The organism is Streptomyces albidochromogenes (genome assembly GCF_005981925.1).
GTDB lineage: Bacteria > Actinomycetota > Actinomycetes > Streptomycetales > Streptomycetaceae > Streptomyces > Streptomyces albidochromogenes.
In genome coordinates this window covers 1-25,955 of the sequence record NZ_VBVX01000067.1, presented here as the reverse complement: position 1 = coordinate 25,955, position 25,955 = coordinate 1, and the positions used below count along the sequence as shown (strand labels likewise).

Annotated in this window: 18 protein-coding genes and 4 pseudogenes; 13 read left to right on the top strand and 9 right to left on the bottom strand. The window is 68.7% G+C overall.

All coding sequences use genetic code 11. From position 1 onward, the window contains the following. Window positions 1–123: 123 nt before the first annotated feature. Window positions 124–795, bottom strand: a complete 672-nt coding sequence (locus E2E34_RS12025) for an asparagine synthetase B family protein (RefSeq protein ID WP_138901883.1) — start codon at window positions 793–795, stop codon at window positions 124–126. On the opposite strand from E2E34_RS12025, the pseudogene E2E34_RS12020 reads away from it, so the two are divergent. Next, a pseudogene (locus E2E34_RS12020) lies at window positions 692–2,508 on the top strand (NsdA family TPR-like regulatory protein). The gene E2E34_RS12025 and the pseudogene E2E34_RS12020 overlap by 104 nt on opposite strands. Before the next feature lie 308 nt (window positions 2,509–2,816). Here E2E34_RS12020 and E2E34_RS37440 read toward each other — a convergent pair. After that, window positions 2,817–3,889, bottom strand: a protein-coding gene (locus E2E34_RS37440; RefSeq protein WP_425573450.1) for an IS630 family transposase whose coding sequence is annotated in 2 segments (ribosomal slippage) — window positions 2,817–3,440 and window positions 3,443–3,889 — 1,071 coding nt in all. Because the reading frame shifts where the segments join, the coding sequence is not laid out codon by codon here. An 860-nt stretch (window positions 3,890–4,749) separates the two neighbouring features. Here E2E34_RS37440 and E2E34_RS12005 point away from each other — a divergent pair. Further along, window positions 4,750–6,045: an alpha/beta hydrolase gene (locus E2E34_RS12005; RefSeq protein ID WP_244315657.1), complete on the top strand. Its 1,296-nt coding sequence runs from the start codon at window positions 4,750–4,752 to the stop codon at window positions 6,043–6,045. 417 nt (window positions 6,046–6,462) lie between these two features. On the opposite strand, the gene E2E34_RS12000 is transcribed toward E2E34_RS12005, so the two are convergent. The 5 genes and pseudogenes from E2E34_RS12000 to E2E34_RS11985 form a co-directional block, all read right to left on the bottom strand. Beyond that, complete coding sequence (locus tag E2E34_RS12000) at window positions 6,463–7,041, bottom strand: GNAT family N-acetyltransferase (protein WP_138901879.1); 579 nt, start codon at window positions 7,039–7,041, stop codon at window positions 6,463–6,465. Window positions 7,042–7,379: 338 nt separating this feature from the next. Next, window positions 7,380–7,964, bottom strand: coding sequence for a hypothetical protein (locus E2E34_RS11995; RefSeq protein ID WP_244315655.1), 585 nt, complete (start codon window positions 7,962–7,964; stop codon window positions 7,380–7,382). After that, window positions 7,961–9,435 (bottom strand): annotated as a pseudogene (locus tag E2E34_RS11990) (NF041680 family putative transposase). Before E2E34_RS11990 ends, E2E34_RS11995 begins: the two are co-directional and overlap by 4 nt. A gap of 483 nt (window positions 9,436–9,918) precedes the next feature. After that, window positions 9,919–10,071, bottom strand: a complete 153-nt coding sequence (locus E2E34_RS36390) for a hypothetical protein (protein WP_244315653.1) — start codon at window positions 10,069–10,071, stop codon at window positions 9,919–9,921. A gap of 7 nt (window positions 10,072–10,078) precedes the next feature. Next, window positions 10,079–10,717 carry an alpha/beta fold hydrolase gene (locus tag E2E34_RS11985; RefSeq protein ID WP_244315651.1) on the bottom strand — a complete coding sequence of 213 codons (639 nt, stop codon included), beginning with the start codon at window positions 10,715–10,717 and terminating at the stop codon, window positions 10,079–10,081. Window positions 10,718–11,199: 482 nt separating this feature from the next. Here E2E34_RS11985 and E2E34_RS36385 point away from each other — a divergent pair. The 3 genes and pseudogenes from E2E34_RS36385 to E2E34_RS11970 form a co-directional block, all read left to right on the top strand. Then, window positions 11,200–11,447: pseudogene (locus E2E34_RS36385) on the top strand (hypothetical protein); the annotation flags it as partial. Between the two features lie 84 nt (window positions 11,448–11,531). Further along, window positions 11,532–11,828 carry a DUF6415 family natural product biosynthesis protein gene (locus tag E2E34_RS11975; RefSeq protein ID WP_425573451.1) on the top strand — a complete coding sequence of 99 codons (297 nt, stop codon included), beginning with the start codon at window positions 11,532–11,534 and terminating at the stop codon, window positions 11,826–11,828. 225 nt (window positions 11,829–12,053) lie between these two features. Then, window positions 12,054–12,446: a hypothetical protein gene (locus E2E34_RS11970; RefSeq protein ID WP_138901878.1), complete on the top strand. Its 393-nt coding sequence runs from the start codon at window positions 12,054–12,056 to the stop codon at window positions 12,444–12,446. Between the two features lie 601 nt (window positions 12,447–13,047). Here E2E34_RS11970 and E2E34_RS11965 read toward each other — a convergent pair. Next, window positions 13,048–14,241: pseudogene (locus tag E2E34_RS11965) on the bottom strand (helicase associated domain-containing protein); the annotation flags it as partial. 337 nt (window positions 14,242–14,578) lie between these two features. On the opposite strand from E2E34_RS11965, the gene E2E34_RS11960 reads away from it, so the two are divergent. The 3 genes from E2E34_RS11960 (at window position 14,579) to E2E34_RS35410 (ending at window position 19,208) form a co-directional block, all read left to right on the top strand. Continuing rightward, window positions 14,579–16,270 (top strand): alkaline phosphatase D family protein, encoded by a 1,692-nt coding sequence (locus tag E2E34_RS11960; protein ID WP_138901877.1) that lies wholly within the window; start codon window positions 14,579–14,581, stop codon window positions 16,268–16,270. Between the two features lie 488 nt (window positions 16,271–16,758). Then, complete coding sequence (locus E2E34_RS11950; RefSeq protein WP_244315649.1) at window positions 16,759–18,357, top strand: SNIPE associated domain-containing protein; 1,599 nt, start codon at window positions 16,759–16,761, stop codon at window positions 18,355–18,357. 698 nt (window positions 18,358–19,055) lie between these two features. Further along, window positions 19,056–19,208 carry a hypothetical protein gene (locus E2E34_RS35410; RefSeq protein WP_167518274.1) on the top strand — a complete coding sequence of 51 codons (153 nt, stop codon included), beginning with the start codon at window positions 19,056–19,058 and terminating at the stop codon, window positions 19,206–19,208. A 160-nt stretch (window positions 19,209–19,368) separates the two neighbouring features. On the opposite strand, the gene E2E34_RS11945 is transcribed toward E2E34_RS35410, so the two are convergent. After that, a complete protein-coding gene (locus E2E34_RS11945) occupies window positions 19,369–20,400 on the bottom strand; it encodes a methyltransferase domain-containing protein (RefSeq protein ID WP_244315647.1) in 1,032 nt (343 codons plus the stop codon). A 904-nt stretch (window positions 20,401–21,304) separates the two neighbouring features. On the opposite strand from E2E34_RS11945, the gene E2E34_RS11940 reads away from it, so the two are divergent. From E2E34_RS11940 to E2E34_RS11920, 5 genes are all read left to right on the top strand, one after another. Continuing rightward, complete coding sequence (locus E2E34_RS11940) at window positions 21,305–21,562, top strand: hypothetical protein (RefSeq protein ID WP_138901884.1); 258 nt, start codon at window positions 21,305–21,307, stop codon at window positions 21,560–21,562. After that, the gene (locus E2E34_RS11935) at window positions 21,537–22,064 is read left to right on the top strand and encodes a DUF6879 family protein (RefSeq protein ID WP_138901874.1); all 528 of its coding nucleotides are present in this window, start codon (window positions 21,537–21,539) and stop codon (window positions 22,062–22,064) included. The genes E2E34_RS11940 and E2E34_RS11935 overlap by 26 nt, the downstream gene beginning before the upstream one ends. Before the next feature lie 24 nt (window positions 22,065–22,088). Next, window positions 22,089–22,943, top strand: coding sequence for a helix-turn-helix domain-containing protein (locus tag E2E34_RS11930; protein ID WP_138901873.1), 855 nt, complete (start codon window positions 22,089–22,091; stop codon window positions 22,941–22,943). 133 nt (window positions 22,944–23,076) lie between these two features. Next, window positions 23,077–23,328 (top strand): hypothetical protein, encoded by a 252-nt coding sequence (locus tag E2E34_RS11925; RefSeq protein ID WP_138901872.1) that lies wholly within the window; start codon window positions 23,077–23,079, stop codon window positions 23,326–23,328. 143 nt (window positions 23,329–23,471) lie between these two features. Further along, on the top strand, window positions 23,472–25,838 hold the full coding sequence (locus E2E34_RS11920; RefSeq protein WP_138901871.1) for a hypothetical protein: 2,367 nt from the start codon (window positions 23,472–23,474) through the stop codon (window positions 25,836–25,838). The last annotated feature ends 117 nt before the right edge of the window (window positions 25,839–25,955 follow it).

Sequence of the window (25,955 nt, the reverse complement as noted above, 5' to 3'; positions counted from 1 at the left end):
CGGCTCGATGAGCGACCACAGTTCGTCCGACACGATCCACGGCCGCGACTGACGTTTCCCCACGACCGGACCAACGACCACCCAAGTCGAAAGTCACTTGATCAACAACTTCTGTTAGGGCCTCTAAGTGCCCTGGAAGGGCTGCCGGTCGGTCAGTGACCACCACGTGTGCTGATGCAGGGATCCGGTCGCGATGTCGAAGGTCAGCAGGGTGGCCGGGGCCAGCAGCTGGATGCCCTGGAACGGGGTGTCGACGCCCACCGGCGTCTCGATCGCAAGCACCTCCGGCCGCAGGACCAGCGGGGCGGTGCCGTAGCCGGTCAGTGTGGTGACCTCGGAGGCGAACGCGAGCCGGCCGCCGTCCAGGCGCCAGTAGAGCGGCTTCTCGCCGAGCCGGTCGCGCGCCAGGAACAGCTTGCTGACGTGCGGGTCGAACATGCCGTCCAGTCCGTCCAGGCAGGACGGCCCGATCTTGGCCCAGGCCCGCAGCAGGAAGTGCGCGTCCGTGTCTCGGTGGCCGAGCGGGATGCCCCAGGCCTTCGCCAGCTGGCGGTAGTTGTAGATCTCGCCGTTGAAGGCCAGCAGCACCCCGGACTCGCGGTCGAGATAAGGGCCGGGAACTGCCTGCGGGTCGACGATCAGCAGCGTATTCATGGCCAGCACCGCTCGGCCGTCCGTGCTGGCGGCGTGCATGGTGCCGTCCGGACCGCGGTGGGCCTGTGAGGCGCCCATGGCGCCGACCGTGCGCTCATGCCGGACTGCGTCGGCTCCGGCCAGTCCTGCGATTCCGCACATATCTGGTTCACCCCCGAGTGTGGTGGTGCCTTGGCGGCGGCCGCCGCCGGGAGGAGACTTGTTCCGGTTCCGGCGGAGGCCTGGGCTCTCATCACAGCCGCCCGGCCGATGTGCGGGGAGAGCTCGCAGGGGGGCTCACAACTTGCAAACACGGTTCGCGGCCGGGTCGGGAGGAATATCGTCAGTGACCCAACACGCGGAACATGTACGACTCTTCGTCCCCAGTCGAGTACGACTCCTTCGTGCTCCACCGAGTACAGACATACGTACTCAACTGCTGGTTCGAGCCGTGCGTGGTCCGGTCACCGGCAGAGGGAGAGTCGTGGCATCGACCACCCGCCGGGCCCGTCCGCCCAACGCGGACCTGGCCCGGCTCATCGAAGCCAGCGGCGCGAGCCACAAGTCCCTGGCTCTGCGTATCAACCAGCTCGCCCACGCTGCCGGGATAGAGACCGACTATTCGCATACTTCCGTGGCGAACTGGTGCAGGCGGGGGATGACGCCGAAATGGCCGGTCCCGAAGCTGTTGTCGCAGGCCATCAGCGAGAGGCTGGGCCGGCCCGTCAACCTCGGCGAGCTCGGTATGGGCGAGGCGGAGACAATCGACGCGGATGTGGGGTTGGATTTCCCGCGAGACCCCACCGACGCCGTCCGCGGCCCCACTTCGTTCTGGAGCTCCGTGAACCGCCGCGACTTCCTGGCCGGATCCGGCTTCGCCGCCTCCGCCTTCACCACCCCCGTCACCCGATGGCTCGTCACCCCCGCCGACGAGAGTCCCGACCGCCGCGGCGGCCAGCAGGTCGGCCGGGCCGACCTCGACGAACTCCGCGAGGCCGCCGACGACGCCCGCCGCTGGGACTCCAAATACGGCGGCGGGAACTGGAAGGCCAACTCCGTCACCGACTGCCTCGACCACCGGGCGGGCCCGCTGCTGGAGGGCACGTTCTCCGAGAAGATCGGCCGTGAACTCTTCTCGGTGAGCGGCGAATTGTCCAGGCTCGCCGGGTGGACGGCGTTCGACGTCGGCCAGCACGATGCAGCCCAGCGGCACTTCATTCAGGCCCTCAGCCTCGCCCGCGCCAGCGGTGACGTGCAGCTGGGCTGCTATGTCCTGACCACCATGGCCATGCAGTCCCTCATGCGCGGCTTCGCCTCCGAGGCCGTCGACATGGCTCAGGGCGCCTTCAACCGGGCCAAGGGCCAGGCGGCCCCCGGGTGCTGGCGTTCACCAAGCTGATCGAGGCCCGCGCGCACGCCCGCGAGAACGACCCCAGGGCCGCCTCCAGGGCCCTGGCGGCCTCAGAGAACCTCCTCGACCAGGCCAAGGCCGACAGCGGCGACGAGCCCGCGTGGATCGACTTCTATGCGCACCCCCGCCTCTCGGCGGACGCCGCCGAGATCTTCCGCGACCTGAAGAACCCCAAGATGGCCCTGGCCTGGAACAAGCAGGCCGCCGCCATGGCGCCCGGCACCTTCACCCGCTCCGTCGGCATGCGGCTCGCGATCGTCGGGACTGCCCATCTCCAGGCCCGCGACCTCGACCACGGCCTCGAACTCGGCAACCGCAGCATCGACATCCTCGCCCGCGTCCAGTCCTCCCGGGCCAAGGACTATGTGTGTGAGTTCAACACGGCCCTTGCTCCCTGGCGGCGCGAACCGGCCGTCCGCGAGTTCATTCACCGCACCCGCACCGAACTGGGGATGGCCGCCTGACAGAGGAACGGGACCGGCGGGACCGAACTCCCCAACAAGGTGCGGCCACTCTTTCCAGAATCGGACGCTTCACTGGAACGGACCAGTAGTCTAATGGTGTGGACTTCCAGTACTGAGATTGGGCTCCTGTGGGGACCTTCTCCCAGCGACAGGCCCGTCGCCCGGGGGCGCGGTACGCGCTGTGCAGCTCTACCTGCGGCCAAAGCTTCGTGGATGGCTGGAAGGGCTGCTTGCCAAGCCCTCGGACGAGACAGCGCCTGGCGAGTCTTAGAGGAGAACAGTGGGGGCCGGCGTCGTTACTGAGGTTTTCAGGGCGGGGTCGGCGGGTTGATGGCCAGGCTTGTGGCGGTGAGGCAGCCGTCGATCAGGCGGGGCCGGAGCTGGATCCTGCGTAACTCGCTGCGGAGTGTGCGGTCGAGGTCGTCGGGTGTGGTGAAAGCGGTGTTGGCCATCGCTCTGCGCACGAGTGACCAGACGGCCTCGACGGGATTCAGGTCGGGTGCATACGGCGGAAGCCGGACGGTGGTGAGCCAGTCGTGCTCGGCCTCGTACCGCTTCAGCCCTGCGGCCAGGTAGGTGTTGAGGTTGTCCCAGACCACCACGATCGGGCCGTCGAGCTGGATGTGTGCCCGCACCAGGAGATCGCGATAGTCCTTCCACGAGAAGCTCTTACGTGCGCCCTTGAGCAGGAGGTGCGTGCGGGGCCGGTGGATGAGACGGCTCTTCTCGCCGGGCTTGTAGCAGCACAGCGCGGCGACCGAGGTCCGGCGGCGGGACCTGCCGCGCACGCGGATGACGGGGGTGTGCCCGCGTCGGCCCCAGGTGCGGGCACGGGGCGGCGTCATCGAGAAGCCGGCTTCGTCCTCGAAGACGATCCAGGCCCCGCATGCCGCCGCGAGCCTTTTACCCGGGGCCATACCTCCTTCTTCCACAGCTCCACCGCGTGCTCGTCACGCTCCAGTGCTCTGCGGGCGGGTGCCTGCCAGGACCAGCCGTGCCGTTTCAGTAGCCGCCACACCGTCGCCACCGACAGGCTCACCCGAAGCCGCCGGCGGATCACCGTCTGAACCCGGACCAGGGTCCAGCGTTCGTCTTCGAAGCCGTGCGTCACCGGGCCTTTGCCGAGTTCCTCCTCCAGCACGGCGAACTGGGCGTCGGTGATGATCGGTGAGTTCGCCGGACCCGCGGAACGCAGGCCCTCCATGCCGCCCTCGCGCCAGGCACGGCGCCAGCGTTCCACCGACCGCACGCTCACCCGCAGGTCCTTCGCGATCACCGCGGTCTTCTCACCCGCCGCGAACCGTTGTCCAGCCTGAAGCCGGATCCCCTCACGAAACGCCCGACGCTCAGCGGTCAGGCCCCCACCCTCCGAATACCTCACCTCACCGGCATACCGCAGGGATCATGAACCGTCACTACCCGACGACAACCCGAAAACCTCAGTAGTTGGGCTGCCCGTCGTGCTCGGGACGAAGGTGAGGTGCTCGCCCTTGGTCCGTTCTCGGGTGGTGTACATGGAGCGGTTGACCAGCGATCTACCTGAAGAAACCATCCGATGCGCAGCACTACAGCGTGATGTACGACCACCTCCATGCCCACGCCTTCGATCCTGACAGCACCCGCGACTTCATCGCTGACGCCCGTCAAGTCGTACAGCAGAGCACCCGGCGTCCTGACTGCCGGCTGTGACCCTCGCCCGACGGCCGGGGCAAGGGCCTTTGCTGTGGCGGGTGTGTTTGATGCCCCTGTGGATGTCGCGGCCCGGAGCGGCGGCAGGCTGACGGCCGCACTCCGGGTCCGTTGACGATACCGACCGCCACACCGTGGTGGAGCGGTACCAAGTCCCGGGATCGCTCAGGGGGTCGGGCGGCAACCCCCGAGGTGCCTTCCTGAGACCACCCCTGATAGCGCCCCTGTGCCTTCCCTGATTCCGGTCTCGGGCTCTTGTGCACCCGCAAGGCCACTCACCACGCTCGGCGAGGGAGTAATCCCCGTGATCCATTTCGTGCGATGTATGAAAGGGACTGCATGCAACCGTTCTTCAGGGCGCTCACCGGAGTGCTCGCTGTTGGAGCGTTCGCAGCCGGAGTGCCGACGTCGGGCGGGGCGGCAGCGGACGCCGTCCCTGCTGCCAGAAGCTCGACGCCATCGAACGCCATTGTCTGGAAGTCGTGTCCCCAGGACGCCACAGCAGAGTGCGGCTCCCTGCGCCTGCCCATCGACTGGGCACACCCTTCGGGTGTGACGTTCGATCTCGCGGTGGCCCGTCGCAAAGCGACCGATCCGGATCGCCGAGTCGGTGTGCTGCTGGTGAATCCCGGCGGGCCGGGTGATTCAGGTGTGGACTTCGCGGTACGGCGCGCCAAGGCACACTTCAGCGCAGACGTCCAGAAGAGGTTCGACGTCATTGGGTTCGACCCGCGAGGTGTCGGTGCCAGCCACCCGGTGAAATGCTCACAGGAGCTCCTGGCTCAACGGCCGTCGGCCTACCCCCGCAGCCAGGGGGAGTTTGAGCAACTGGCCGCTTTCAACCGGACCTTACGACAGGACTGCCGACGGCACAGCGGTCCCATCTTCGACCACGCCGACACCCTGAGCGTCGTCCACGACATGGACGCCATCCGCCGGTCCTTGGGCGAGAAAGAGATCAACTACTTCGGCCACTCCTACGGCACGCTGATCGGCCAGCAATACGCGGAGCAGTACGGTGACCGGATCCGGACCATGGCCCTCACCGCGAACATCGACCACAGCCTCGGCGCGCGGCAGTTCCTCGTCTCCTCGGCGGTCACCGCAGAGGACTCGTTCCAGCAGTTCGTGACCTGGTGCGACCGCACCAGGTCCTGCGCGCTTCATGGCCGGGACGTCACCGCTGTGTGGGACGACCTGCTGGCCAGGGCGGACCGGGGAGAAATACAGGAACCGGGAAAGCGGGACCAGGCCCTCACCGCGAACGCGATTACACAGGTTGCCTTCAAGGCGTTCTACGGCCCGGACTGGGACGGGCTCGCCACGTACGTGGCAAGACTCGGCGCCGGGGAGCTGAAAGAGCGGCGGCAGCCGCAACAACCACGGATCTCAGAGGTAGGCGACAAGCCGACGACCGCAGAACCGTTCCACGCGGTGTTCTGCCAGGACTGGCGCATCCGGCCGAAAGACTACCGGGAATTCGCCAACCTGACCCAGGCCGAACTGCGAGCCGCCCCACATATGCGCGGCTCACCACGTATTCACGCAGCAGTAGCAGGCTGTGTCGGCTGGCCGTACAAAGTGAACAATCCGCAGCATCGGCCACAGATCACCGAGGCACCCAAGATCCTCATGCTGCATTCGCTGCACGACCCGGCGAACAATTACGCGTGGGCGACCAACGTGCACCGACAGACCCGCAAAACGACAGTCCTGGTGTCGTACGAGGGCGCAGGACACAGCGTCTACGGCCGCACCAACTGCACACGTAAGGCGGTGGACGACTACCTCCTAGAGCTGAAGCTCCCGCATGCTGGGCACAGGTGTGCCCCGGCCGCGAGTAGCTGATCGTTCCAAAGCACCACATCGGGCGACGGCGACCGATGTCACGTGCCCGTGAGCGCTGGGCGCCCGGTTGCCCTTGAGGGCGGCCGGGCGACTGGCCCCGGAGGCACGGGGCGCCGAACTTGTCGAGACGGCCTTCTCCGTTGGAGTTGTTGCGCCTCTGCCGGGAGGTGGTTGCCAGCTACGGCCGGCAGAGCGTATGGGACCGGGCGGCTTCCGCCCGGCGCGTCTGGCGGCTCGGCCGGTGGGGTGGACAGGGGCAGTGTCGAGGACGAGGACGAGCTCTGTGCTCGTCCGGCGGTGGGTGGACCGCTGCGCGGATCGGTCGGAGACGAGTGAGGCGATCGCGAGATAGTCCTGTGGAAATGTGTCCGATGAACCGTCGCGGATGGAGCTGCTCCGCTTCCTGGAATGTCCAGCTCAGGGGCTGGGCGACGTGGCGGGGGATGTCGAGCTGACCTGAATCGCGTCTGCCGGGACCTCGAAGACGAGCGCGATCCCGTCGCGTTCGTTGCCCTGCTTGCCGACGCGCGTGAAGCCGAAGCCCGAGATAGTGGCTAGGGAGGCGTTGTTGTCGGATCTGATGCGGGCCCGCACGGTCCTGACATCGGGTTCGGCGGCGGCCCTGGTGAGCAGCGCCGTCAGCACGGCGCGGGCATAGCCTTGGCGGCGGTGTGCGGGCACGACGGTGAAGCCGACCTCGACCATGCCGGCCTCGTCCGGCGGCCCGTGGAACCCGGCGTCGCCGACGACGACCCCCTCCGGCTCGGACACGGCGGCCCGTGTGATCCACGGCGCGACAGAGGGGTCCTCGGCGAGCTGGTTGGCGCGATAGCCGAAGATCCAACGGGCCCGGTCGCAGACGAAGTGTTCGTCAAGGGCGACCCCGGCCTCGGCGCTGCCGCCGTCGAGGTCACCGTCGGCAAGCGCCCGCAGCGCCTTCGCGCTGAGCTCGACGAAGCGGACGCGTTTGGGGATGGGGAGAAGTTCGTCATTCATCGCGGAAATGCTCGCCCAGCACCGGAGGGCTGTCCACCGCTTTACGGCCTCGGCGGACACAGCGATCGTCTCGGTCGGACCCGTGACGTGACAGGGCCGCGCGGACGCCGCGCTACATATGCCGAGACTGCCCTGTGCGAGTTCCGCGGGCATCGGTGCCTCTGCGGGCTGTCGTGTCCGGCCGCGACCGGGCCTCAAACTGCGGGCGGACCCGGATCCGGGTGCTGATCTTCGCGCTGAACATTCTCTCTATTAGCTTGCGTTTCAACCTTTGCCTCGACCAGTTTTTGGCTGGTCGAGGCAGACAAGAGAGTTCACACGGACCTGAGTGCCAGCTCTCAATCTTCATGCGACACACCGAGGTCGTGGCGCATAGCGGTTCTCATAGTTCGGAGCATCTCCCAGACCTCGTACTGGGCCTGGGCCGCGGTCCCCATCGTTTCGCCTGGTTCGGGGGCGCCGCGTTCGAGGCGCTTGACCTGGCCGTAGACCTTGTTCAGGGCTTGGTTGACGACACTCGCTCGCATGAGTACTTCTTCGGGGGCGATCATCTGTGCTTCGGAGTATCGATCGCGGTGCGCGTTCTTCGCCTCCTCAAGTGCGTCGCTGTCGGCCTCCTCCACGCCGCGTTCCCTCATGACGTGTAGGTGGCGGTTGAGTGCGGTGGTGAACTGCCGGGCATCTCGGTTGAGTTCCACATAGCAGGTGCGTCGCAGCGAACGGTTCTCGCGGACCTCCTCATGGTCTCGAACGAGCTCTATCTCCCGGCGCTTCGCTCGTTCGGAGCCGCGCTGGGTGAGTAGCGCCCCTCCCAGGGTTCCTGCGACGCCTGCGACAGCGATGATCACTGAGCTGAGATCCACCGACGTACCCCCGTGAACTTCTTCGGCCTCGTGCCCGCTGCACATGGCCCAGGCCGTCAAGTTTGCCGCTCCTCGGTGCGCCGGGGTTTGGTGCCCTTCTTGTGGTGGGCGGGGCGGCTGTACGCCTCGCCGGTGGCAAGGACTCTGCCCACGTCATGACGGGTGGCCGGGTGGCGCTTCTTCGAACCCGGCGGCCGGCCAGGCCCAGGACGAGCCGGTTTCGGTGCACTGGCCAGGGAGCCGGTCTTCGTGCACAGGTTCCTGAACCCCCTGCGGACCCGGGCGGGCGTGAGCCTGTTCGGCGGAGCCGGTTTCTCCCAGGGGCGCCGGAGATCGGTGGCCAGCGGCCGCGCGAGCCGGAGCTGGGCATAGGCGGCGATCACCAGCCACGTCCACCGGTCGGCAGCCTCCGAGCTGCGAAGCCGGGGCTTGGTCCACCCAAGTGTCTGCTTGAACAGGCGGAAAGTGTGCTCCAGGTCGAAGCGGCGGAGGAAGGACTGCCAGCAGCGGTCGACATCGGCCTGGGTGGCGGCCGTGCCCGACCACCACAGCCAGACCGGCTTGTTCACACCGCCGCTGGGCAATGTCTCCACGACCAGGCGGATGACGGTGCCTTCGATGATGGGTAGCGGTCCGTCGTAGTCGATCCAGGCCTCCCGGCGGGTGAGCCGAGGGTGCAGGCGGTCCCATGCCTGCGCGGTCGCCTTGCCGTAAAGGCGGGTGTCGGTGGTCGTCACGGCCTGCTCGATACCCCACGTGGAGGGGTCACCGAAGACGAACTCGCCTCCGTGCTTGGGTGGTCGGCCGCCCTTGGGGTCGTAGACCCGCGGCGGTGTCGGCCGGCGCATGACGCGGTCGGAGCGGAGTCTGCCGAGGATCTCGACGGGCAGATCGGTCAGCAGGTGGGCGATGCGGGGTGCGTCGTATCCGGCGTCCAGAACGACCAGGACTTCAGGGTCGCCCGGCTTCCACTGGCCGGCGGCGACGAGCCGCTCGACCAGCTCGCGGAGCTGGACCGTGGTCACCGCGGCGACGTCCGCGCCGGGCTGCAGACGGACCGCGTCCAGCACTGCTGTCCACGACGTCCGGCCGGTCTCCAGCGCAGCCACGATCGAGTACGGCCAGCCTGGGACCATCTGGTGCTTGCCCTCACCCGGCCGAAGGTGTGGCAAAAGGACCGGTCAGCGCAGGTGTTGGCGTCCGGCCGCAGCCACGGCGAGACATCCGCGGCCAGCACGATCCGACCATCCGCCGCCCTCGGCAACGGCATCGAAGCCAGGGCCCGACGCAGCCGGGCGATATCGATCCGTCCCTGGTTGAGGCCGCCGTAAAGGGCCCCGTGCCCGCGGTGGTGCTCCGGTGCGAGCGCCAGATCAACCAGCGTCCGCACCGGCCCGTCCGTGCACAACAGCGCATCGCATAACTCGGACAGCACGTCGCTCCGCGTGGTCAGACACGCGTACAGCTCCGACCGGAAGCATGACACTTCCGCGAACGCATCCCGCAGGACGCCCCGATACCCCAAACTCACGACCACGGCCTTCGTATTGGTTCCTCTGCCTCTGTGACGGAGCACAGGATCAGACGAAGGCCGCCCTCACGCCCGCTGAACTGCGAAAAAGCTGATCAAGTTCGAGCCGCGTTCGACACCGGACCTTAAATGCCAAGCTCAGCCAATGGACGCTCTGCTCATCGAGCCGACGCCTCGCACGTAACCGGGAACGCCCATAACCGCGCCCCGGCGCCCCGTGGGGGATCGGGGGGTCTGCTTCATCCTTTAGCTCGGCCCGCTCCCCGGCCGACAAGTCCTGGCGTAGCGAGCTGGCGGGCTACGTCGCACGCGGCCTCCGAGTCAAAGTTGTTCGCGTCGGTGTGCGAGCCGTGCCAGTGGCGGGTTTGAGCCACTCACGCGGTGAACGTGGCGGACAGCCGCCCCTAGGGGGGGAGCTGGCTGCACCGGTGCGTCGGGCTGGCGTGAGCCCTCTTGATCGGGTCGGCTCGCCTCAGGGGGTGCTCAAGCCCGGTCGAGTGCTGTGTGCCGCAGGATCTCGTCGGCCAGGCGGGTGTCCAGTGCGGTGGGCAGTGTGTGTCCCATGCCCTCGATCATGACCAGGCGAGCACCGGGGACCGCCGTGGCCGTGGCCTGCGCGTGCGCGAGTGGGAACATCGGGTCCTCAGTGCCGTGCAGTACCAGCATGGGCGCTGTGACGGCCGCCAGGTCCGCGGTGGTGAATTCCTCCGTGGCGGCGCCGGCGAGGGTGTGGTTGAGCCCGGACCGCGCATCGCGTGTCCGCTCGTACACCCGGGTCTCCATCGTGCGGTACTCCTCCTCGTCGAAGGGCAGCACCGGTCAGGGCGCGCTGCACCGTCGCCACCGTGTTCGTGCCCAGCGGCTGGGAGGAGAGGCTGGTCAGGGTGAGGACCCGGTGGGGGTGGGTGAGGGCGACGCGCTGGGCGATGACCCCGCCGAGGGAGGCGCCCACCCAATGGGCTCGCCCGACGCCGAACGCGTCCAGGACCGCGAGTGCGTCCGAGGCCATGTCGGCGACGGTGTACGGGTGCGCGGCGAAGTCGACGGTGGAGGACCGGCCGACGTCCCGGTGGTCGTAGCGGATCACTCGGCGGCCCCCGTCGACCAGGCGCCGGAGCATGCCGTCGTTCCACTGGACGCCCTGCGCCTGCGCGCCCATCACCAACAGCACCACCGGCGACCCCGGCGCCCCGAAGTCCTCGGCCCAGAGGTTCAGTTCGCCCACCGGGACGGTGCGCTCGCGGCCGATGAGGGGCTCGTTCTTCGCTTCATATCCCTGCATGGTGACGCAGGGTAGCGGTCACCCCCTCGCCCACGCAGCCGAGTTTCGGCCCGGCGGCGTCGCCCAGCCACTCCGGCCGGCTCACCGCTCCGGGCGGCCGGCACGGCGGCCGGGCGGCGCGACTTCCGGCATTCGCTGTGATCGCCCATGCGGGGCCCCGGGCGGCCCTGTCCGGCGTCACCATCCGTTGCGTCAGGGGTTGCGTTGGATGTTGCGGCAGGGGGTTGCGCCAGATGTTGCGTCAGGGGTTGCGCGAGCCTGCGGGATGTTCTGGCGTTTGTGCAGCTCACCACGCCGGTAGAGGCGTGGTGGGGGTGCTGGCATCCCCCCTCAGAGCACCCCATGACCGCCCCGCCTGGAGAAGAAGGGTAGGAAGGAGCGAGTGGGAAGCGGGGAGCGCCTCGCGGGATCGGGCGTCGCTGGTCCTCTCGCGCGCGGCGGCGGGGCCGCGCGCGGACTGCTGGTGGCTCACCGCCACTCGTTTGCGGCGCGGTCGGGTCTACGACGAGGACCACGACCATCCCACGCCCGGCCCCGAGCCCCGGCCGGGACTATGCCGAACCGGTGGCGGTCCACTGGCCGGCCTGCTGCTCGACATCACCGGCTGGACGGCGTATGAGATCCGCACCGGTGTCGCGCTGATGACCCGAGCTCGGGCAGTTCGGCTCCGGCGGCCGGGCCCTGTAGGACCCCCGCCCCGGGCGAGCGCAACCGTTGGGACTGGACCGGTGCCACTCTCGGACCGTCCCGGACCGACTCCCCGCTGGAGCCGGCCCTGAGCACGCTGGAAGGCCTGACCAGCGCGCCGATCGCCGTGCACCGGCCTTCTGTCTCGGGCGGGCCGGAGAGTCACCGTGCACAGCAACAGCCGCTGACCGGCCATGCCCGCGCGCTCGCCGCCGACGTACAGCGCCGCGCCGACCAGTTGCCGAAGAGCAGCGGCCCTTGGGCGCTCGCCGACGTTGTCCTGCGTGAGGCGGAAGGCCGGCTGTCCGCGACGCTGGAGGGCACCGTCCAGAACCGCGCCCGCCTCGTTCGCGCTCTCTACGAACGGCTGGACCGCCTGGAGGCCGCCCTCGCCCCGGAGAGGGTTGTACCGAGCGGGGGCTGAACCGTGGGCTGGACGGTTGCGTCCAGCTACTTCGTCAGCGTGTCGAGTGCCTTCCTCACCTCACCCAACAAGTCTCTGACCTGGCGGAGAGCATCTTCCTGGGCGTCGGCGGGCTTGCTGACCGTTCCAGCGGAGGAGGCCTGGCCCGGCTCCCGCCTCGGATACCGTGTTCCTCTACGGGGTGCCATAACGGATGTGACGCCCCCCACCGGAGGTAGTCAGCGTATGAGTTCAAAGCGCAGCAAGAATCCAGCTCTGCCCGTACTTGACGACGCATTCCGACTCGCGTCGGTCAAGGACGCCGAAGAGTCCACCCGTGACTTGGCAGCGCGGCTGGCCACCACCGAGCTGCGCCGCGTTTCCCACCCGGGCCGGGTCACCTGGGAGCCCATCGATCAGGCCGATCCCGTACCGGTCCCGCCGACTGTGGTCGACGGTGACGGGGACCTGTGGCTGCGGGACCGGGGCACTGGCACCTGGACCATGCCCGAGTTCAACCCGAAGGAGTTCCCGGCCCGCTGTGGCGAGGTTCTGACGTGGAACGAGCTTGCCCGCGAGTTCGGCCCGCTTACCGCACTGGCCGACGACCGCCGCATCGGCGGCGGCCGGCGTCGCTGACCGCGCAGCCTTCTGGGATGGCCGCGCCCCTGAAGCGCCCGCTACGGGTAGCTGGGAGCTCCAGCTCACCGCCGAGCTCGACGATGGCGGCGAGCAGGTGAGCGTGGTGGTGGCGTGCGACGGCCTCGGTGCGGTCGGCGTCGGTGGACCAGTCGGGTAGCGGTCGGCCTTCAGTCGCCGCGGTGAGCGCGCGGCCCAGCTCGCCGATCGTCTGCTGCCAGTCGGCCAACTGCCCGAGCAGGCCGCGCACCAGCTCGACGGCGGCCCCGGGCCGGCGGCGAAGGCCCGCGCTTCGACGGCGGCCTCGGCGAGGACGTCTTCGTCCAGGTCCTCGAGGGCCTCACGCCACAGAGCGGCCGCAGCGTCGAACGCGGCCAGGGCGACACGTCCAGTGCAAACACCGCCGCGTATCGCGCTCTGAGCTGCGGTGCTGCCTCGGATAGAGGTTCGTGGAATCGGTGTTGCACCTCGCGTAGCGGGCCCGCGCCATGTCCGGGCGGAGGCGCCGCCGCCGACAGTACGAGGCCCCGGGCGATGACGCCCGGGGCCTCTCGGTGCACTTCGCTTGACCGTCCTGTTCAACGACCGGCCGCAGCCGGTGTCACGCCCAGTCCACGCCCAGCGCCGCGATTGCGGCGAGCTGGTCAGCGGTGAGCTTCTCGCGCCGCTCACGTGTGCTCGAAATCCATACGCCCAGCTTCACGATCACCGGCTCCGCCTCGCCGTCGACCATGATCTCTTCGCTGTGACCGCGCGGCAACGGCCGGTCTACGCCTTCCCTCTCGACCCATTGTGTGAGGGTCGCTGGAATGCCTGTTGTGCTTTGTTCGGGCCCTTCGTCGCACGCGTGGCTGCTGGGGTGGGTGCCGGGGCCTGGTCGGGTTGTACGCCCAGTTTCGAGAGCCGTTCCTGCTGTTCGTCGACAGCTGCGCCCAGGTGCCCGGCTGGGCCTGCCGCTGGAGCCACCGCCCGATGTCGTCGCCGTCCGTCAGCACTCCGGGTTTCGATGGCCGGCAGACTGCCGTCGGCGTCGACCAGGTCGGCGAGGACGCGGTAGTGGCGTTGCCAGTCGAGTGGCCACGGGTAGTTCCAGTCCGGGTCGATCGGGGCCAGTTGCTTCGCGTGTTTCTCCGCCCGCTTCGGGTCCTTGCCGAGGCCGCCTTTGCGGCGGAGGTTGGCCATGTGCTCGCCGACCGGGATCATGGCCTCGTCCTCGCCCCACACCGCGTCCTGTCGCGGCGCGAGGTGTCCCATGGCCTGTCGGTAGGACCGGAGCGCGGCGAGCTTGTTCTCCCCACGCCTCCTCGCCCGGCTCCCACACCATTCCGGCCTCCGGGGGAGGCCAGCAGCACCTTGCGCCGCACCTCCAGCTCCCGGCCCGCATGGCCTGGCCCTGCTGGTGCACCCGTCGGCCAAGCGGAAAGTCCTTCGTCACGCCCACCTCGACCTCGACGTCATAGGGCGCGGCGTAGAGGCCGGTGATCTCGTTCTCCTTCCGCCAGCGCAGCAGGGCCTGGTAGCCCTCCAGCCACACCAGCGACTCCGGCCGGTAGACCCGGGAGGGGAGGAACGCGGCGATGGTCGCGGCGTCGCGGGGAGAGGAGAAGTGGAGCAGGGCGGCTTCGGCGGCGGCCTGCGTGTCGTCCTCCTGGCCCTGGCCGTCGCCCTCGCCGCTGGCCCCGACGATCTGTCCGTCCTGGTCGCGCCGGATGTGGACTTTGCGCTTGCCGCTGGTGAGCGCGCGGGAAGCGAGCTGCTCGACGAGTCGTTCATCGTGCGCTCGAAGTCCCTTTATGTGGGGGCTTGGGTTACCGGCCGGTCGGGTGAAGCGCCGGGGCGGCGCCGCTTTGGTCGCGGCAGGGCCACTGGACAAGAGGCAGGCTGACGAGTAGGTGCCTGCGGCGGCACCGACAGGCCGGCGTGGTGCGGCCGCCATCCAACCTCCGTTCCCGCACCACTCTGTACTGGGCAGTATCGGAGAGCCTGGTTACCGCCGGGTCCTGAGGGCATTGGTGTGATGAGTGAGTGGAACTGGGCATGGCTCCTGGGGGCCCGATCGCGGTGCCGGTCGGGCCCCGAGCCGTCCCGGTGAACACTTCCCTACCGTGCGGAGCATCAGAAGGGAACTCTCGATGGCCGGTCTGAGGCTGGGCCCGCTCCTGCGCCATGTGGACTGGGAGACGGGCACGAGCGCGACGGTGTGGGTCGAGACCGACCGGGCGTGCACGGCGGAGGTCCGGTGCCCTGGCGGCGCCGGTGGTTCGGCCCCCACGTTCCGCATCCTCGGCCACCACTACGCACTGGTAGTCGTGACAGGACTCACCCCCGGGTCCGCCACGAGGTACGAAGTGCTGCTCGACGGCGAGCGGGTATGGCCCCTCGCGGACTCGCCCCAGCCGCCCAGCACCATTCACACACCGCCGGTCCCGGCGACGGGCGCGGTGGTCGCCTTCGGCTCGTGCCGGTGGGCGGCGCCTGCCGTGGGCGAGCCCGATCCGGTGGGACCCGACGTCCTCGACACCCTCTCCGCCCGGCTCGCCGCCGACCTAGAGGCCGAGCGTCCGGACGTTCTCCTCCTCCTGGGCGACCAGGTGTACGCGGACGAGACCTCCGCCGAAACCCGCGCCTGGATCGCCCGGCATCGGCGGGCCGCTGGCACCGGCTCCGCCGCCCCACCCGACCAGGTCGCCGACTACGAGGAGTACACCCACCTCTACGACGAGTCCTGGGGCGACCCCGAGCTGCGCTGGCTGCTCTCGACCGTACCCAGCTGCATGATCTTCGACGACCACGACGTCATCGACGACTGGAACACCAGCGCCGCCTGGGTAGCCGACATGCGGGCAACGCCCTGGTGGCACGAGCGGATCACCGGCGGCCTGATGTCGTACTGGGTCTACCAGCACCTCGGGAACCTTTCCCCCGCCGAACTCGCCGAGGACACGTTGTACGCGGCGGTACTGGCGGCCGACGACGGTACGGAGGTGTTGCGCGCGTTCGCCGAGCGCGCCGTTGCTGACCCTGCGACGGTGCGCTGGAGCTACCGCAGGGACTTCGGCCGCACCCGGCTGGTGATGGTCGACACCCGGGCCGCGCGGGTTCTGGAGGAGCAGCAGCGGGCGATGCTGGACGCCGAGGAAGCGGCCTGGCTGCGGACGCAGGCCTTCGACCACCCTGGCGGCGTTGACCACCTGCTGATCGGGACCTCGCTCCCGTGGCTGCTGCCCCCGATGGTTCACTTCGCGGAGGGCTGGCACGCGGCACTCTGCCGGGGCGAACGGGGACCTCGCTGGGCACGCTTCGGGGAATGGCTGCGCCGACGCGCGGACCTGGAGCACTGGGCGGCGTTCACCTCGTCGTTCGAAAATCTCACCCAGACGGTCGCCGAAGTAGGCAGAGCCGACGCCGCTCCGGCGACGGTGTGCGTGCTCTCCGGAGACGTACACCACGCGTATGTGGCGGAGCCAGTCTGGGCCACCGGACAGCAGCCGCGCTCCCACGTCTTCCAGTTCACATGTTCACCACTGCACAACTCGGTGCCCGCAGCCATACGGATCGGATTCCGTTTCGGCTGGAGCCGGTTCGCGAAAGCGATCGGGCATCTCCTCGCGCGCCACGGACGGGTCGCAAGACCGGCCGTCCGCTGGGAACGCACCGGCGGACCCTGGTTCGGCAACCAGATGATGACACTGACACTGCGCGGACGTACCGCGCGGCTACGGCTGGAAAAGGCGGCGGGCGGGAAGCGGGGGAGCCGCGGGACCGACCGCGCCGGAGCCCGGCTCCTCGGTGTACTCGACCGGAGCCTGGCAGACGAAAGTTGACCCCCAGCCGGACGGCGCCCCCCAACACCCACAGACCCATACGCCGCAGCGACGGTCGAACGAGTGAGCTGCGCGCTTCTGGCCGGTGATCAAACATGCGTGGCGGGAGCGGCGCCGGAGCAGTGGGCCCCACAGGCCCTGCTTGCGGTAGGCCAAGCACATGCGCTGCACCGTGGTGCGCGAGACGCGGCCGAAGCCGAGCGCGGTCAGCTCATCGACCGAGCGAAGGAGGTGCGGTTGCCGAGGGCGAGCAGCCGTATGAGCCCGCACTTCGCTGCCGGCGGAGGGCCGTCCTGACAGCGGCCGGAGTCTCACGGCTCCCTGCGGCTCACCCACCTCGTCGGATCTGCTGCCAGGAGGGCCAAAAACAGGAGATGGCAGGACGAAGGTCCACAAGGCCGAGTACGTTCGACTCGGCCCGCTGGCTGCCGGACGGCATCGGGGTTACGCCGGCCGTCTCTCGCCCTCGCGACAGGAGTCGTTGCCCCATGACCTACCGGTTCAACCCGCCGCCCACCTGGCCCGCCCCGCCGGAGGGGTGGAGCCCGCCACCGGGCTGGGAACCGGATCCCGCATGGCCCACACCCCCAGGCTGGCAGATCTGGATCCCGGAAGGGGCCGTGCCGCAGCCGAGCGCACCCGTTCCTCAGCAGTCCCCCTACGGTCCCCAGACGACGGTCCCGGCCACAGGTGGGGGTCTGTTCGGCCGGCGCCGTAAGCAAGCGGAGTCCGAGGCGGCGCGTCTTGCGGGCGATCTGGCGCTGATGGAAACACAGGTACGCGGACTACAGGAAGACAACCGTCACCTGACGGAGCAATTGAGTCGTCTCATCGGAGCCGACAGCGCTCAGATAGCCGCCGAGCACCAGCGACTGCGCCGCGCGCATGAGGAGAAGCTCCAAGAGATCGGACGGATCGACGCTCTCCTCGACGAGAAGACAGAGCACGCCGCCGAGAGCGCCGCGCAGTCCCTGGTTGACGTGCGCCGACAAGCCGACGACATGGCTCGCCAGACGGCGGAGGCCGAACAGCGCCTCACGGCCGCGCGCCGGGATCTGGTGCTCACCGATGAGACGCGGATGCTGCAAGAGGCCGGCATCTACGAGTACCGCCATCCGCTCGCCGACGCGCTCGCCTACAAGGACCGGCTCGACAGTCTCAAGGCCCGCTACAAGCAGCTGGCGAGGGACGATCGGGCAGTGCTCGGGAACCAGTACTGGATGGTGGACGGCTCAGCTGCCAAGGGCCGCAAGATGGTCCGTGACTTCTCCAAGCTGATGCTGCGCGCGTACAACGCCGAGGCGGACAACGCAGCGCGCGGCATGAAGCCGCACCGGCTCGACTCGCTGATCGACCGGCTCGGCAAGACGCGGGAGTCGATCGCCCGGCTCGGCGCCACCATGCAGATCCGCATCGGCGATGACTACCACCAGCTGCGGGTGCAGGAGTTGGAGCTGACGGCGGACTACCTGGTGAGGAAGGAGACCGAGCGGGAGGAGCAGCGAGAGCTGCGAGCCCAGCAGCGTGAGGAGGAGCGCCTGCAGCGCGAGATCGAGCGCGAGCGGCAGCGGCTGGAGAAGGAGCGCAGCCACTACGAGGGCGCCCTGCGCCGCCTGCGCTCCGGCACCGGCGATGAGGCCGCCATCGCCGAACTTGAAGGAAAGCTCGCCGAGTTGATTGCCGAACTGGAGACGGTCGAGGCCCGCGAGGCCAACATCCGTGCCGGATACGTCTACGTCATCTCCAACGTCGGAGCGTTCGGCGAACGCATGGTCAAGATCGGTATGACCCGGCGCCTCGATCCCATGGACCGCGTCATCGAACTCGGGGACGCGTCCGTCCCCTTCCGCTTCGACGTACACGCCCTGATCTTCAGTGAGGACGCCGTCGGCCTGGAACGCCGCCTGCACCAGGAGTTCGAGGCCCGCCGCGTCAACCGGGTCAATCTACGCCGGGAGTTCTTCTACGTCACACCGGCAGACGTACGCGCCGCCCTGCAGCGGCTCGCCGGACAGCACCTCCTGGAATTCCAGGACACGCCCGAGGCTCCTGAATGGAGGGCCAGCCAGACTGCTGCCGGGCTGTGACGGGCTCGACTCAGTCACCTCGTCGGGTGCGTCCAGACGGCAGGCGGCGCCATCCAGACTGATCCAGGTGACCTTGGAGGTACTTCCCGCCGCGAGGTGAGCGGTCACTTCTCCGGTTGGGGTGATCGCGAGCCACACGGACACCTACACCTCGCTGATGCCCCAGTTCGAGCAGGAGGCCGCCGACGCCCCCGTGCGGTTGGTAGGAAATCCCGTAACCAGGACACTAGCGACACCCGGTGTCGGTGATGGCATCGACCCAACCCGGTCCCGATCCGTCGCATGCGACGGCCCCCCGGCCGCGTTTCCGATACGCCCAGTCACTCCCATGATTCGGTGACACCGGGCTGATCCGCCGCGCACTGCTGACTGACCCGAAACACGAGCCGATCCCACACCACGGCCGCCGCACCCGCCCGGGGTGCCCGGTGTGGCGGCCGCCCGCACCTCCCGGCCCGGCACAGCTGGAAGCCCCCACAGGCCGCCTACCGCGCCCTCCGCCGGTGCTGCGGCTCCCTGGGGCCTACGAGCCGGTGACCAGTGCGAACGGGGCCCTGTGAGGGCTGTCTCTTGCTGCCGCTAAGCCTGCTGGAGAAGTCAGCTTTCCTCGGGCGAAGCGGCTATCCGGCCCAGCGCCCCGTCATGAAAGCGGCAGTGAAGACCACGGCCACCGGCACTTCTGGGCGAGGTGGACGGCCGTGAACCACGGTGTACGGCGGGCCCACGGGGCGAGGCCGATCCACGGGGGCCAGGTCTTGCTGTCGGACACCAACCAGGACGGCAAGGCCGACCTGAAGGTGCTCGGCGCGCTGGACAAGGGCGTCATGTTCCGCTCGTGGCTGGCACGCTGACCCGTCCCTTCAAGGCACCCCCGGGCGGCGGTGGCGCGTCGTAGGGCACCAGGCCCCCACACGCCACTGCCCTTCGCAACGGGCCCCGCCCGGCCGGCGCTCATCCACCCGCGGCAGCAGCTCGGGAGGCAACCAGTCCCAGGCCCCTCAATGAGGGAGGTCAGCGGTAAGTACCGCTCGCCGTGGGGGACAGAATCGCCTCCAGGTGGTGCATCCAGACCTGCTGGCCCTCGGCCGTGACCGTAAGGCCGAAGCTCTGGGCGTCAGGTCGGCCGAGGGCGACGTACTCGTGGTGCACGGCCTCGATCTCCGCCCACAGGTCACGCGGCCCGTACTGCCACACGTCCTCGCCCTTCGCCGTGGACGTGGCTGACCCGTCTTCGCCCCGAGCCCAGACCTGGACGGTGTCCTCGGTCCGCGAGTGCTGCATCCACACGCCCGGCAGGCGGGCCCCGGCGTACAGGGCGAAGCCCAGGGACAGCAGCTCCTCGGGGTCCAGGCCGGCGGTCCGGGAGCGGGCCGTGGAGGAGTCGACGTCCACCGCTGCCGTCGCCCGCTGAGACCTCATGGGCATGTACGAGGCTCCGCCCTGGTAGTGACCCCAGGCTCGTCCGTCGGGCTGAACGGTGAGCTTGACCAGGGCGCCGCTCCAGAAGTCGCGGTACAGCGGGGCGACGATGATTCCCCCGGGCCTGACCTGCTCCACGAAGGCGTACGGCACGTGCCGGAGCGAGCAGGTGGAGATGAGGCGGTCGAACGGTGCCTCCTCCGGCCACCCCAGCTCTCCGTCCCCGAGTCGGAGGTTCGGGGTGTAGCCGAGGGGCCGCAGGTGGTTGGTCGCCATGGCGGCCAGGAGGGGGTCGATCTCGACGCTGTAGACGTTGCGGTCCCCGAGGCGCTCGGACAGGAGAGCCGCGACGTAGCCGGAGGCGGTGCCGATCTCCAGGACCCGGTCGTGGTTCTTGACCTGGAGGAGCCCGAGCATCTTGGCGACCATGGAGGGCATGGAGTTCGAGGACGTGGCGACACCGGGCCCGTCCTCGTTTCCGTCGTCCACCTGGATAATCACCGGTTCGTCGCTGCTGACGAGATCGCACCAGTCGTCGTACGTCGTGACGGGCTCACAACGGTCCGGGCGCTGGCGCCAGATCTCCTGCGGGATGAAGTGGTGCCGGGGCAGCTTCTCCCACACCCGACGCCAGGTGGGGCTCAGGAGCCCTTGCTCGTCCAGTAACCGGACGAGGGCAGCGTGACCCTCCTGTGCTCGCGTCGGGATCACTTCTTCGGCCCCGACCCGTCAGGGCTCGGCTCCGAAGGGCTCGGGGGAGTCCAGGGCTTGTCGGACGGCTGCCCGGCGTGCTTTCCGCTGTCGGTCATTGCGCCTCCTGGTTCGGTGCGATGGATGGGTTCTGCCTCGGCCGTCGACTTATCCGGCCTTACGAGGACGGCGGTCCCGTGCTCGGACTGCTGCGGCGCGCCTGCTGCTCCCGCCGGCGCGGTCACCGAGGCCCGCGACCTCAACGGCGGCGAACTGACCGACGACGTGGCGCTGCTGCTCGGCAGGAGTGTCTGGCGTCCACCCCTGTGGCACTGGCAGTCGCAACGCAGGGTTTCGATGGGCGCTTGCGTAGGCGCCCGACTCGGCAGTCGGATCGTCGTGGGTCCCGCGCACTCGGCGTGCTCCCCGATGCGACAGGCGGGCGCCGTGTAGGTGTCGCTCAGGACGACCGACAGCCGCCCCTTCATTGATCAGACTTGCAGCGTGGACAGGAGCAGTGCGGGAATGCCAAAGGCTCCGGAAGGCGCTCACGGTCCCCGACGGGAACGGTGATTTGTAATCGCGGGGGCAATCGTCTGCCGGTCCGCGAGTCCGTCTCGTACACCTTGATCGTCATCATGGGGTCGGTCCCCCGTCGAGTCGGCCAATAGGGATGACCTGACCGTAGGGAGCCCATGTGCAGGCACTCCAGTGATGTGCAGATCTGTGCGTACAACGCCGCTGCAACTGTTAAATCATAGCCTCGGGGCCTTGACGGACTCTCCCCGGCGCAAGAGGGTGATGCACACAACTGCACATGCCTACGGAGGAGGCTGACATGCCGTTAGTGTTCATCGGTATCGACCCCAACACCGGGGATAAGCAGAGCCCCACAGTGTGGGTCGACCAGGAGATGCAGGAACTCGTCTTCCAGGGCTGGAAGCCGGGCCCCGAGCTCGAAGCGGAGTGCGCCGCCACGGAGGTCCCTGGCCACGCCAAGGGAATCCCGGAAGGTGAGGCCGTGATCCGACTCCCCGCCAGGATGGTGTCCGTGATCAGGGAGGCGTGCGATGCCGTCGAGCGTGCCCACATTTGAGGAGCTGATCGCGTCCTGCACGAGCTCCGCCGTGCACCTGGAGATGCGCGACTCCTACGCCGTCGACTATGAAGACGGCCCATTCGCCGCCTGGAAGAACGGCTTCCGCTATGACCCGAATGACCGCGACTCGTGGTGGCGCCCCTGGCTCGACCTGATCACGGACACCGTCTCTCGCGGCGTCGTCGTACGCCGGGCACGCATCATCTCGGAACCCGCCAGCGAGTACACCCGGTTCCTCTACGACGGCACGTTCACCAACGTGGCGGCTGGCGAACAGGTGCGGTGGCTGCCCCGCCGCCAGGCGTCCGACATCCCCCTCCCCGGCAACGACTTCTGGCTCTTCGACGAGCGCTGGGTCCACTGGAACCACTTCGCAGGCGACGGCTCATGGACCGGTGAAGAAATCACAGACGACCCCGCAGCGGCCAAGCTCTGCACCAATGCCTTCGAGACCGTATGGGCGAGGGCCACTCCGCACGACCACTACAAGATCCGCTAGTAGAAGGCACCTACAGGCCAGTTCATGCCCATCTCCCCGTCCTCGTCCGCGCAGGCCGCCCGCGAATCAGTCGCCCGGCGCCTGCGCGACATTCGGAAGTCGGCCGGGCTGACGGTCAGCGAGCTGGCCGGCCGGTGCGGCTGGCACCACGCAAAAACGTCACGCATCGAGAACTCCCGGACGGCACCGTCAGCCAAGGACATCCGCCGCTGGTGCGAAGCGTGCGGCGATGTCGCCCAAGCCGAGGACCTCATCGCTCAGTCCCTCAACGCTGAGTCGATGTACACCGAGTGGCGCCACCAAGTCCGCAATGGCCTGAAGCAGCTACAGGACAGCTGGGTCCAGTTCTTCCGCGACACCAGTCTGTTCCGCGTCTACTCGTCGACGATGGTGCCAGGGCTCCTGCAAACCGAGGGCTACGCCGCCGCACTGCTCAGAACCATCGGGGACTTCCGAGAGATCGCCGTCAACGACGGGGCTGAAGCAGCGGCGGCCCGAGTGGAGCGGTCCCGCGTCATCCATGAACCAGGGCACCGCTTCGTCCTTCTGATCGAGGAAGCGGCCCTGCGCTACCAGCTTGGTGGCCCGGATGCGATGGCCGCACAGCTTGGCTACCTCCTGACCGCTGGTGCGCTGCCCGCCGTGTCGCTCGGCATCATTCCCATGGGGACCAAAGAGCGACGGATCTGGCCACAGGAGACGTTCCACGTCTACGACGACAACCTGGTGTCCGTTGAGATGCTCTCCGCGCAGGTGAACATCACACAGCCGAGTGAGATCGCTCTCTACCTCAAGGCGTTTGAGGAACTGCGCGCCATGGCGGTGTACGGAGCGTCGGCCAGAGGGCTCATTGTGAACGCCATCGAGAGTCTGCACTGACCCCAGCCGCACGAAAGCCCTCCTCACGGCCGGAGCCACGGGGAGGCGCAGTCGAGCACGGATCAGCTCTTCGGGTCTCTGAGTAGCTCCCACGGCGTCTTGCCCGGCGGCCAAGTGGCAGCAGTCACTGGTCGTGCTGCGGCGCACGCCGGACGGCCAGCGCGTCTGCCGCCCGAACGCCACGATCCCGATGCCCGAGCGCGACAAGACACTGCGCATGGCCCGCCTGCACATGGACGCCAGCCGCTTGGCCGCGCTGTTCGCCGAGTGGCTCGCCGTGGTCGAAGGCGTGACCGAAGCCGCCATCCTCAGCGACTCCCGCAGGGCCTGGGCCGGTCCGGACGAGGCGAAGCACGCCTTCGTTGAGGCACCCGTCTACACCTGACCGGTCACCAATGGCCGGTCTCGTGGCCGGGTGCTTGCTGGGTGTGAGGCACCAGGATGCGAGGCGGCCGGGCCAGAGCATCGGCTCCGCCGTGGTCCGTTCGTGCCGTCGCGATCCACTACGCCTGAAAAGGACGCGTCTCTGTGATCTCCCGTGCTCGCCACCGCCGCGCGCCAATCCTGCGCTCCACCACCGTTGTCGCCCTGGCCCTTTCGCTCACCGGTACCGCTGCCCAAGCGTCGCCCTGGGCGGGAGCCCAGCCCGCCCAGACGCGACCGGAGAGCATCACCGCACCGCGGTGGGCGCCGTCGTCACCGGCGGCGCTCCCGCACAGCGGGAAGCTGCCGTACTACGAGGACAAGCTCATGAAAGAGCTCCTGATGATCCGGTACGCCATGGAGAAGGAGCAGCCAGTCAGGGCGTTCAGCGAACTGGCCAACGTCGCGTTCACGCTCGCCGATCCGACCGGTCTGAGCGAAGAACAGCTGGACGCCATCGTCAGCAAACCGCCCCAGGACCTCGGGCCCCTGGTCGTCTACCGGAAGGTCGACCTCTTCGTCTTCCGCGACTACCTCCCCGCAGGGGCCTACCAACGCATACGCGAGGCGGGCCTCGACCACGTGCTGATGGTCGGGGGGATGAGTTTCCCCGGGAGCGAGAAAGCCCATGACGCCGGCGAGGCCTCCGGCCGTCACTCCGAGACCCTCGTCCTGCGGGCGCTGGCGCGTCTTGCCACCGACCCGGCCTACGCGGGCGCCAGCTTCAAGGAGCTCGCCTGGGCCTCGGAACGGGACTACTGCCCGGAGTGCGAGGAGGCTGTCGACGGCGACGCACGCCGTTTCCACTCGTACGACTACGGCCTGACCGAAGCAGAGATCGCCCAGCGCAACCAGAAGATCACCATCGCGAAGAAGACGCACACCTCGGCCGATGAGCGGAGGAAGGCGGTCGCTGCGGTCCACGCCAAGTACAAGGAGATCTCGACAAACCGCAACCGGCAGACTCGCCTGGAACTGGGGAGCGGCATAGCGCGGGCGAAGAAGGAGTACGCGCACGAGCTGCAAGTGGAGAAAAGCTACGAGAATGAGACCAGCGACGTCCTGAACGCGTCCGGGGTCCCGTGCCCCGGCACCACCGCCGACGGCGCCGCCTGGAAGGGGAGACCGCCCGCCACGGCTGCGGTGCCCGCTGTGTTCAACCCTGCCGGCCTGGTGCGATCCGGGCCCTGCGACAAGAACGCGCCGGCGCGGGAAGCCAGCGGTCTGGCCAAGGCCCTGGCCGGCCCGGCCTCCGCACCGGGCGGCATCGATTTCACCACCCTGGAACTGCGCTACCTCTCCGACTCGGGCAAGGGGCTGCGCTACGCCTTCAGCGCGGGTCCCGGCAAACCCCGCACCCAGAAGAACTCGCGGGCCGGGGTCGAAGCCGCGAAGGTGACCTCGGACGCCTTCTTCGTCTGGCTCTCCATGCCGCCTTCCACGTTCTGGGTGAACCTCAACCCGACCGAGCCGGACCGCATCGTCGATCCCTCCCTGGGCCGCACCGACGTCGGCCGCGTCCTGCTCCAGGCCGACCTCCAGCTGAAGAAGACCACCGCGGCCCTGATCCATCCGAAAACGCCGCTGGGCAAGAGGTTCTGGAACCGGATCGGCAAGGAGTGCCTATCCTTCCGCACCTGGATCGTCCCCGGTGAAGCCCGCGTCAACGAGGACGACGGCCAGCTCTACATCCTCGACGCGCCCCTGAGGGTGAAAATGCAGTCCCAGCACCTGTCCGGACCGGGCAGTACGGGCGCCGCCTCCTGCAAGGGCAGCACCGACCCCGCGGCCGTGGCACGCAATGAGGCGACGTTCAGGGACCTGATCCTGCCCGGCATCGAGCGCGCCGTGAACCAGGCCCCGCAGTACGCGGACCTGCGCCGCGTCTACCTCTCCCGCGTCGCCGCCGAGTGGTACCGCCAGCGCGACACCGACTCCCCCACCACCTACGGCAACCTCATCGACCGGGGCGACGTGAGCCGATGGCAGACGCACACCACCTGGAAGCCCCGCGACACCTTCGACGCCTACGTACGTTCCTTCAAGGAGGGCGAGTTCAAGTACACCGAAAAGACCCGCAAGGGCAACTACATCCACACGAAGACGTACATCTACGGCGGCGTCGACCTCTCCCGGCTCAACCTGCGTAAGGTCGCCACGGCCGAGGCGTTCCGCGACCGCTGGGCGGACATGAGGAAGGACACCGACCGGTCCACCCGGGCGGCCAGCCCCTCCGCCGACGGCTCGCGGATCTGGATGGGCGCCGACCACTCGACCGCCGTCGGCAAGACCCCCGGCCAGAGCTCAGGCCCGGGCAGCGGCGACGACGGTAAGGCTGGCGCCCAGAGCCCCGACCATGCGACCGGGGATCCGTCGGGCAGCCTCACCAGGCGCTTGGCGGGCGTGGTGATCGGTGCGGGGCTGCTGTTTGCCGTCGTGTTGCTCCGGCGGCGCGTGGGACGCCGACGGTGACAGCTCGGGTCCGGCCGTTGAGCTGAGAGACACCGGCTCCTGGTCCGAATGTTGTGTCCGCCTTGTCGGCGGGGCCAGTATCCGTACGGTGTCGACCCCTCGGGCGGTCCGGGGGGG

What these genes read in the sequence shown, in the direction of transcription:
- E2E34_RS11935 (WP_138901874.1), top strand. Translation starts at nt 21,537, where the DNA reads ATGCCGTCGAGCGTGCCCACATTTGAGGAGCTGATCGCGTCCTGCACG.
- E2E34_RS11930 (WP_138901873.1), top strand. Translation starts at nt 22,089, where the DNA reads ATGCCCATCTCCCCGTCCTCGTCCGCGCAGGCCGCCCGCGAATCAGTC.
- E2E34_RS11950 (WP_244315649.1), top strand. Translation starts at nt 16,759, where the DNA reads ATGACCTACCGGTTCAACCCGCCGCCCACCTGGCCCGCCCCGCCGGAG.
- E2E34_RS11970 (WP_138901878.1), top strand. Translation starts at nt 12,054, where the DNA reads ATGAGTTCAAAGCGCAGCAAGAATCCAGCTCTGCCCGTACTTGACGAC.
- E2E34_RS11940 (WP_138901884.1), top strand. Translation starts at nt 21,305, where the DNA reads ATGCCGTTAGTGTTCATCGGTATCGACCCCAACACCGGGGATAAGCAG.
- E2E34_RS11960 (WP_138901877.1), top strand. Translation starts at nt 14,579, where the DNA reads ATGGCCGGTCTGAGGCTGGGCCCGCTCCTGCGCCATGTGGACTGGGAG.
- E2E34_RS12000 (WP_138901879.1), bottom strand. Translation starts at nt 7,041, where the DNA reads ATGAATGACGAACTTCTCCCCATCCCCAAACGCGTCCGCTTCGTCGAG.
- E2E34_RS12025 (WP_138901883.1), bottom strand. Translation starts at nt 795, where the DNA reads ATGTGCGGAATCGCAGGACTGGCCGGAGCCGACGCAGTCCGGCATGAG.
- E2E34_RS36390 (WP_244315653.1), bottom strand. Translation starts at nt 10,071, where the DNA reads ATGTTCCCACTCGCGCACGCGCAGGCCACGGCCACGGCGGTCCCCGGT.
- E2E34_RS11985 (WP_244315651.1), bottom strand. Translation starts at nt 10,717, where the DNA reads ATGCAGGGATATGAAGCGAAGAACGAGCCCCTCATCGGCCGCGAGCGC.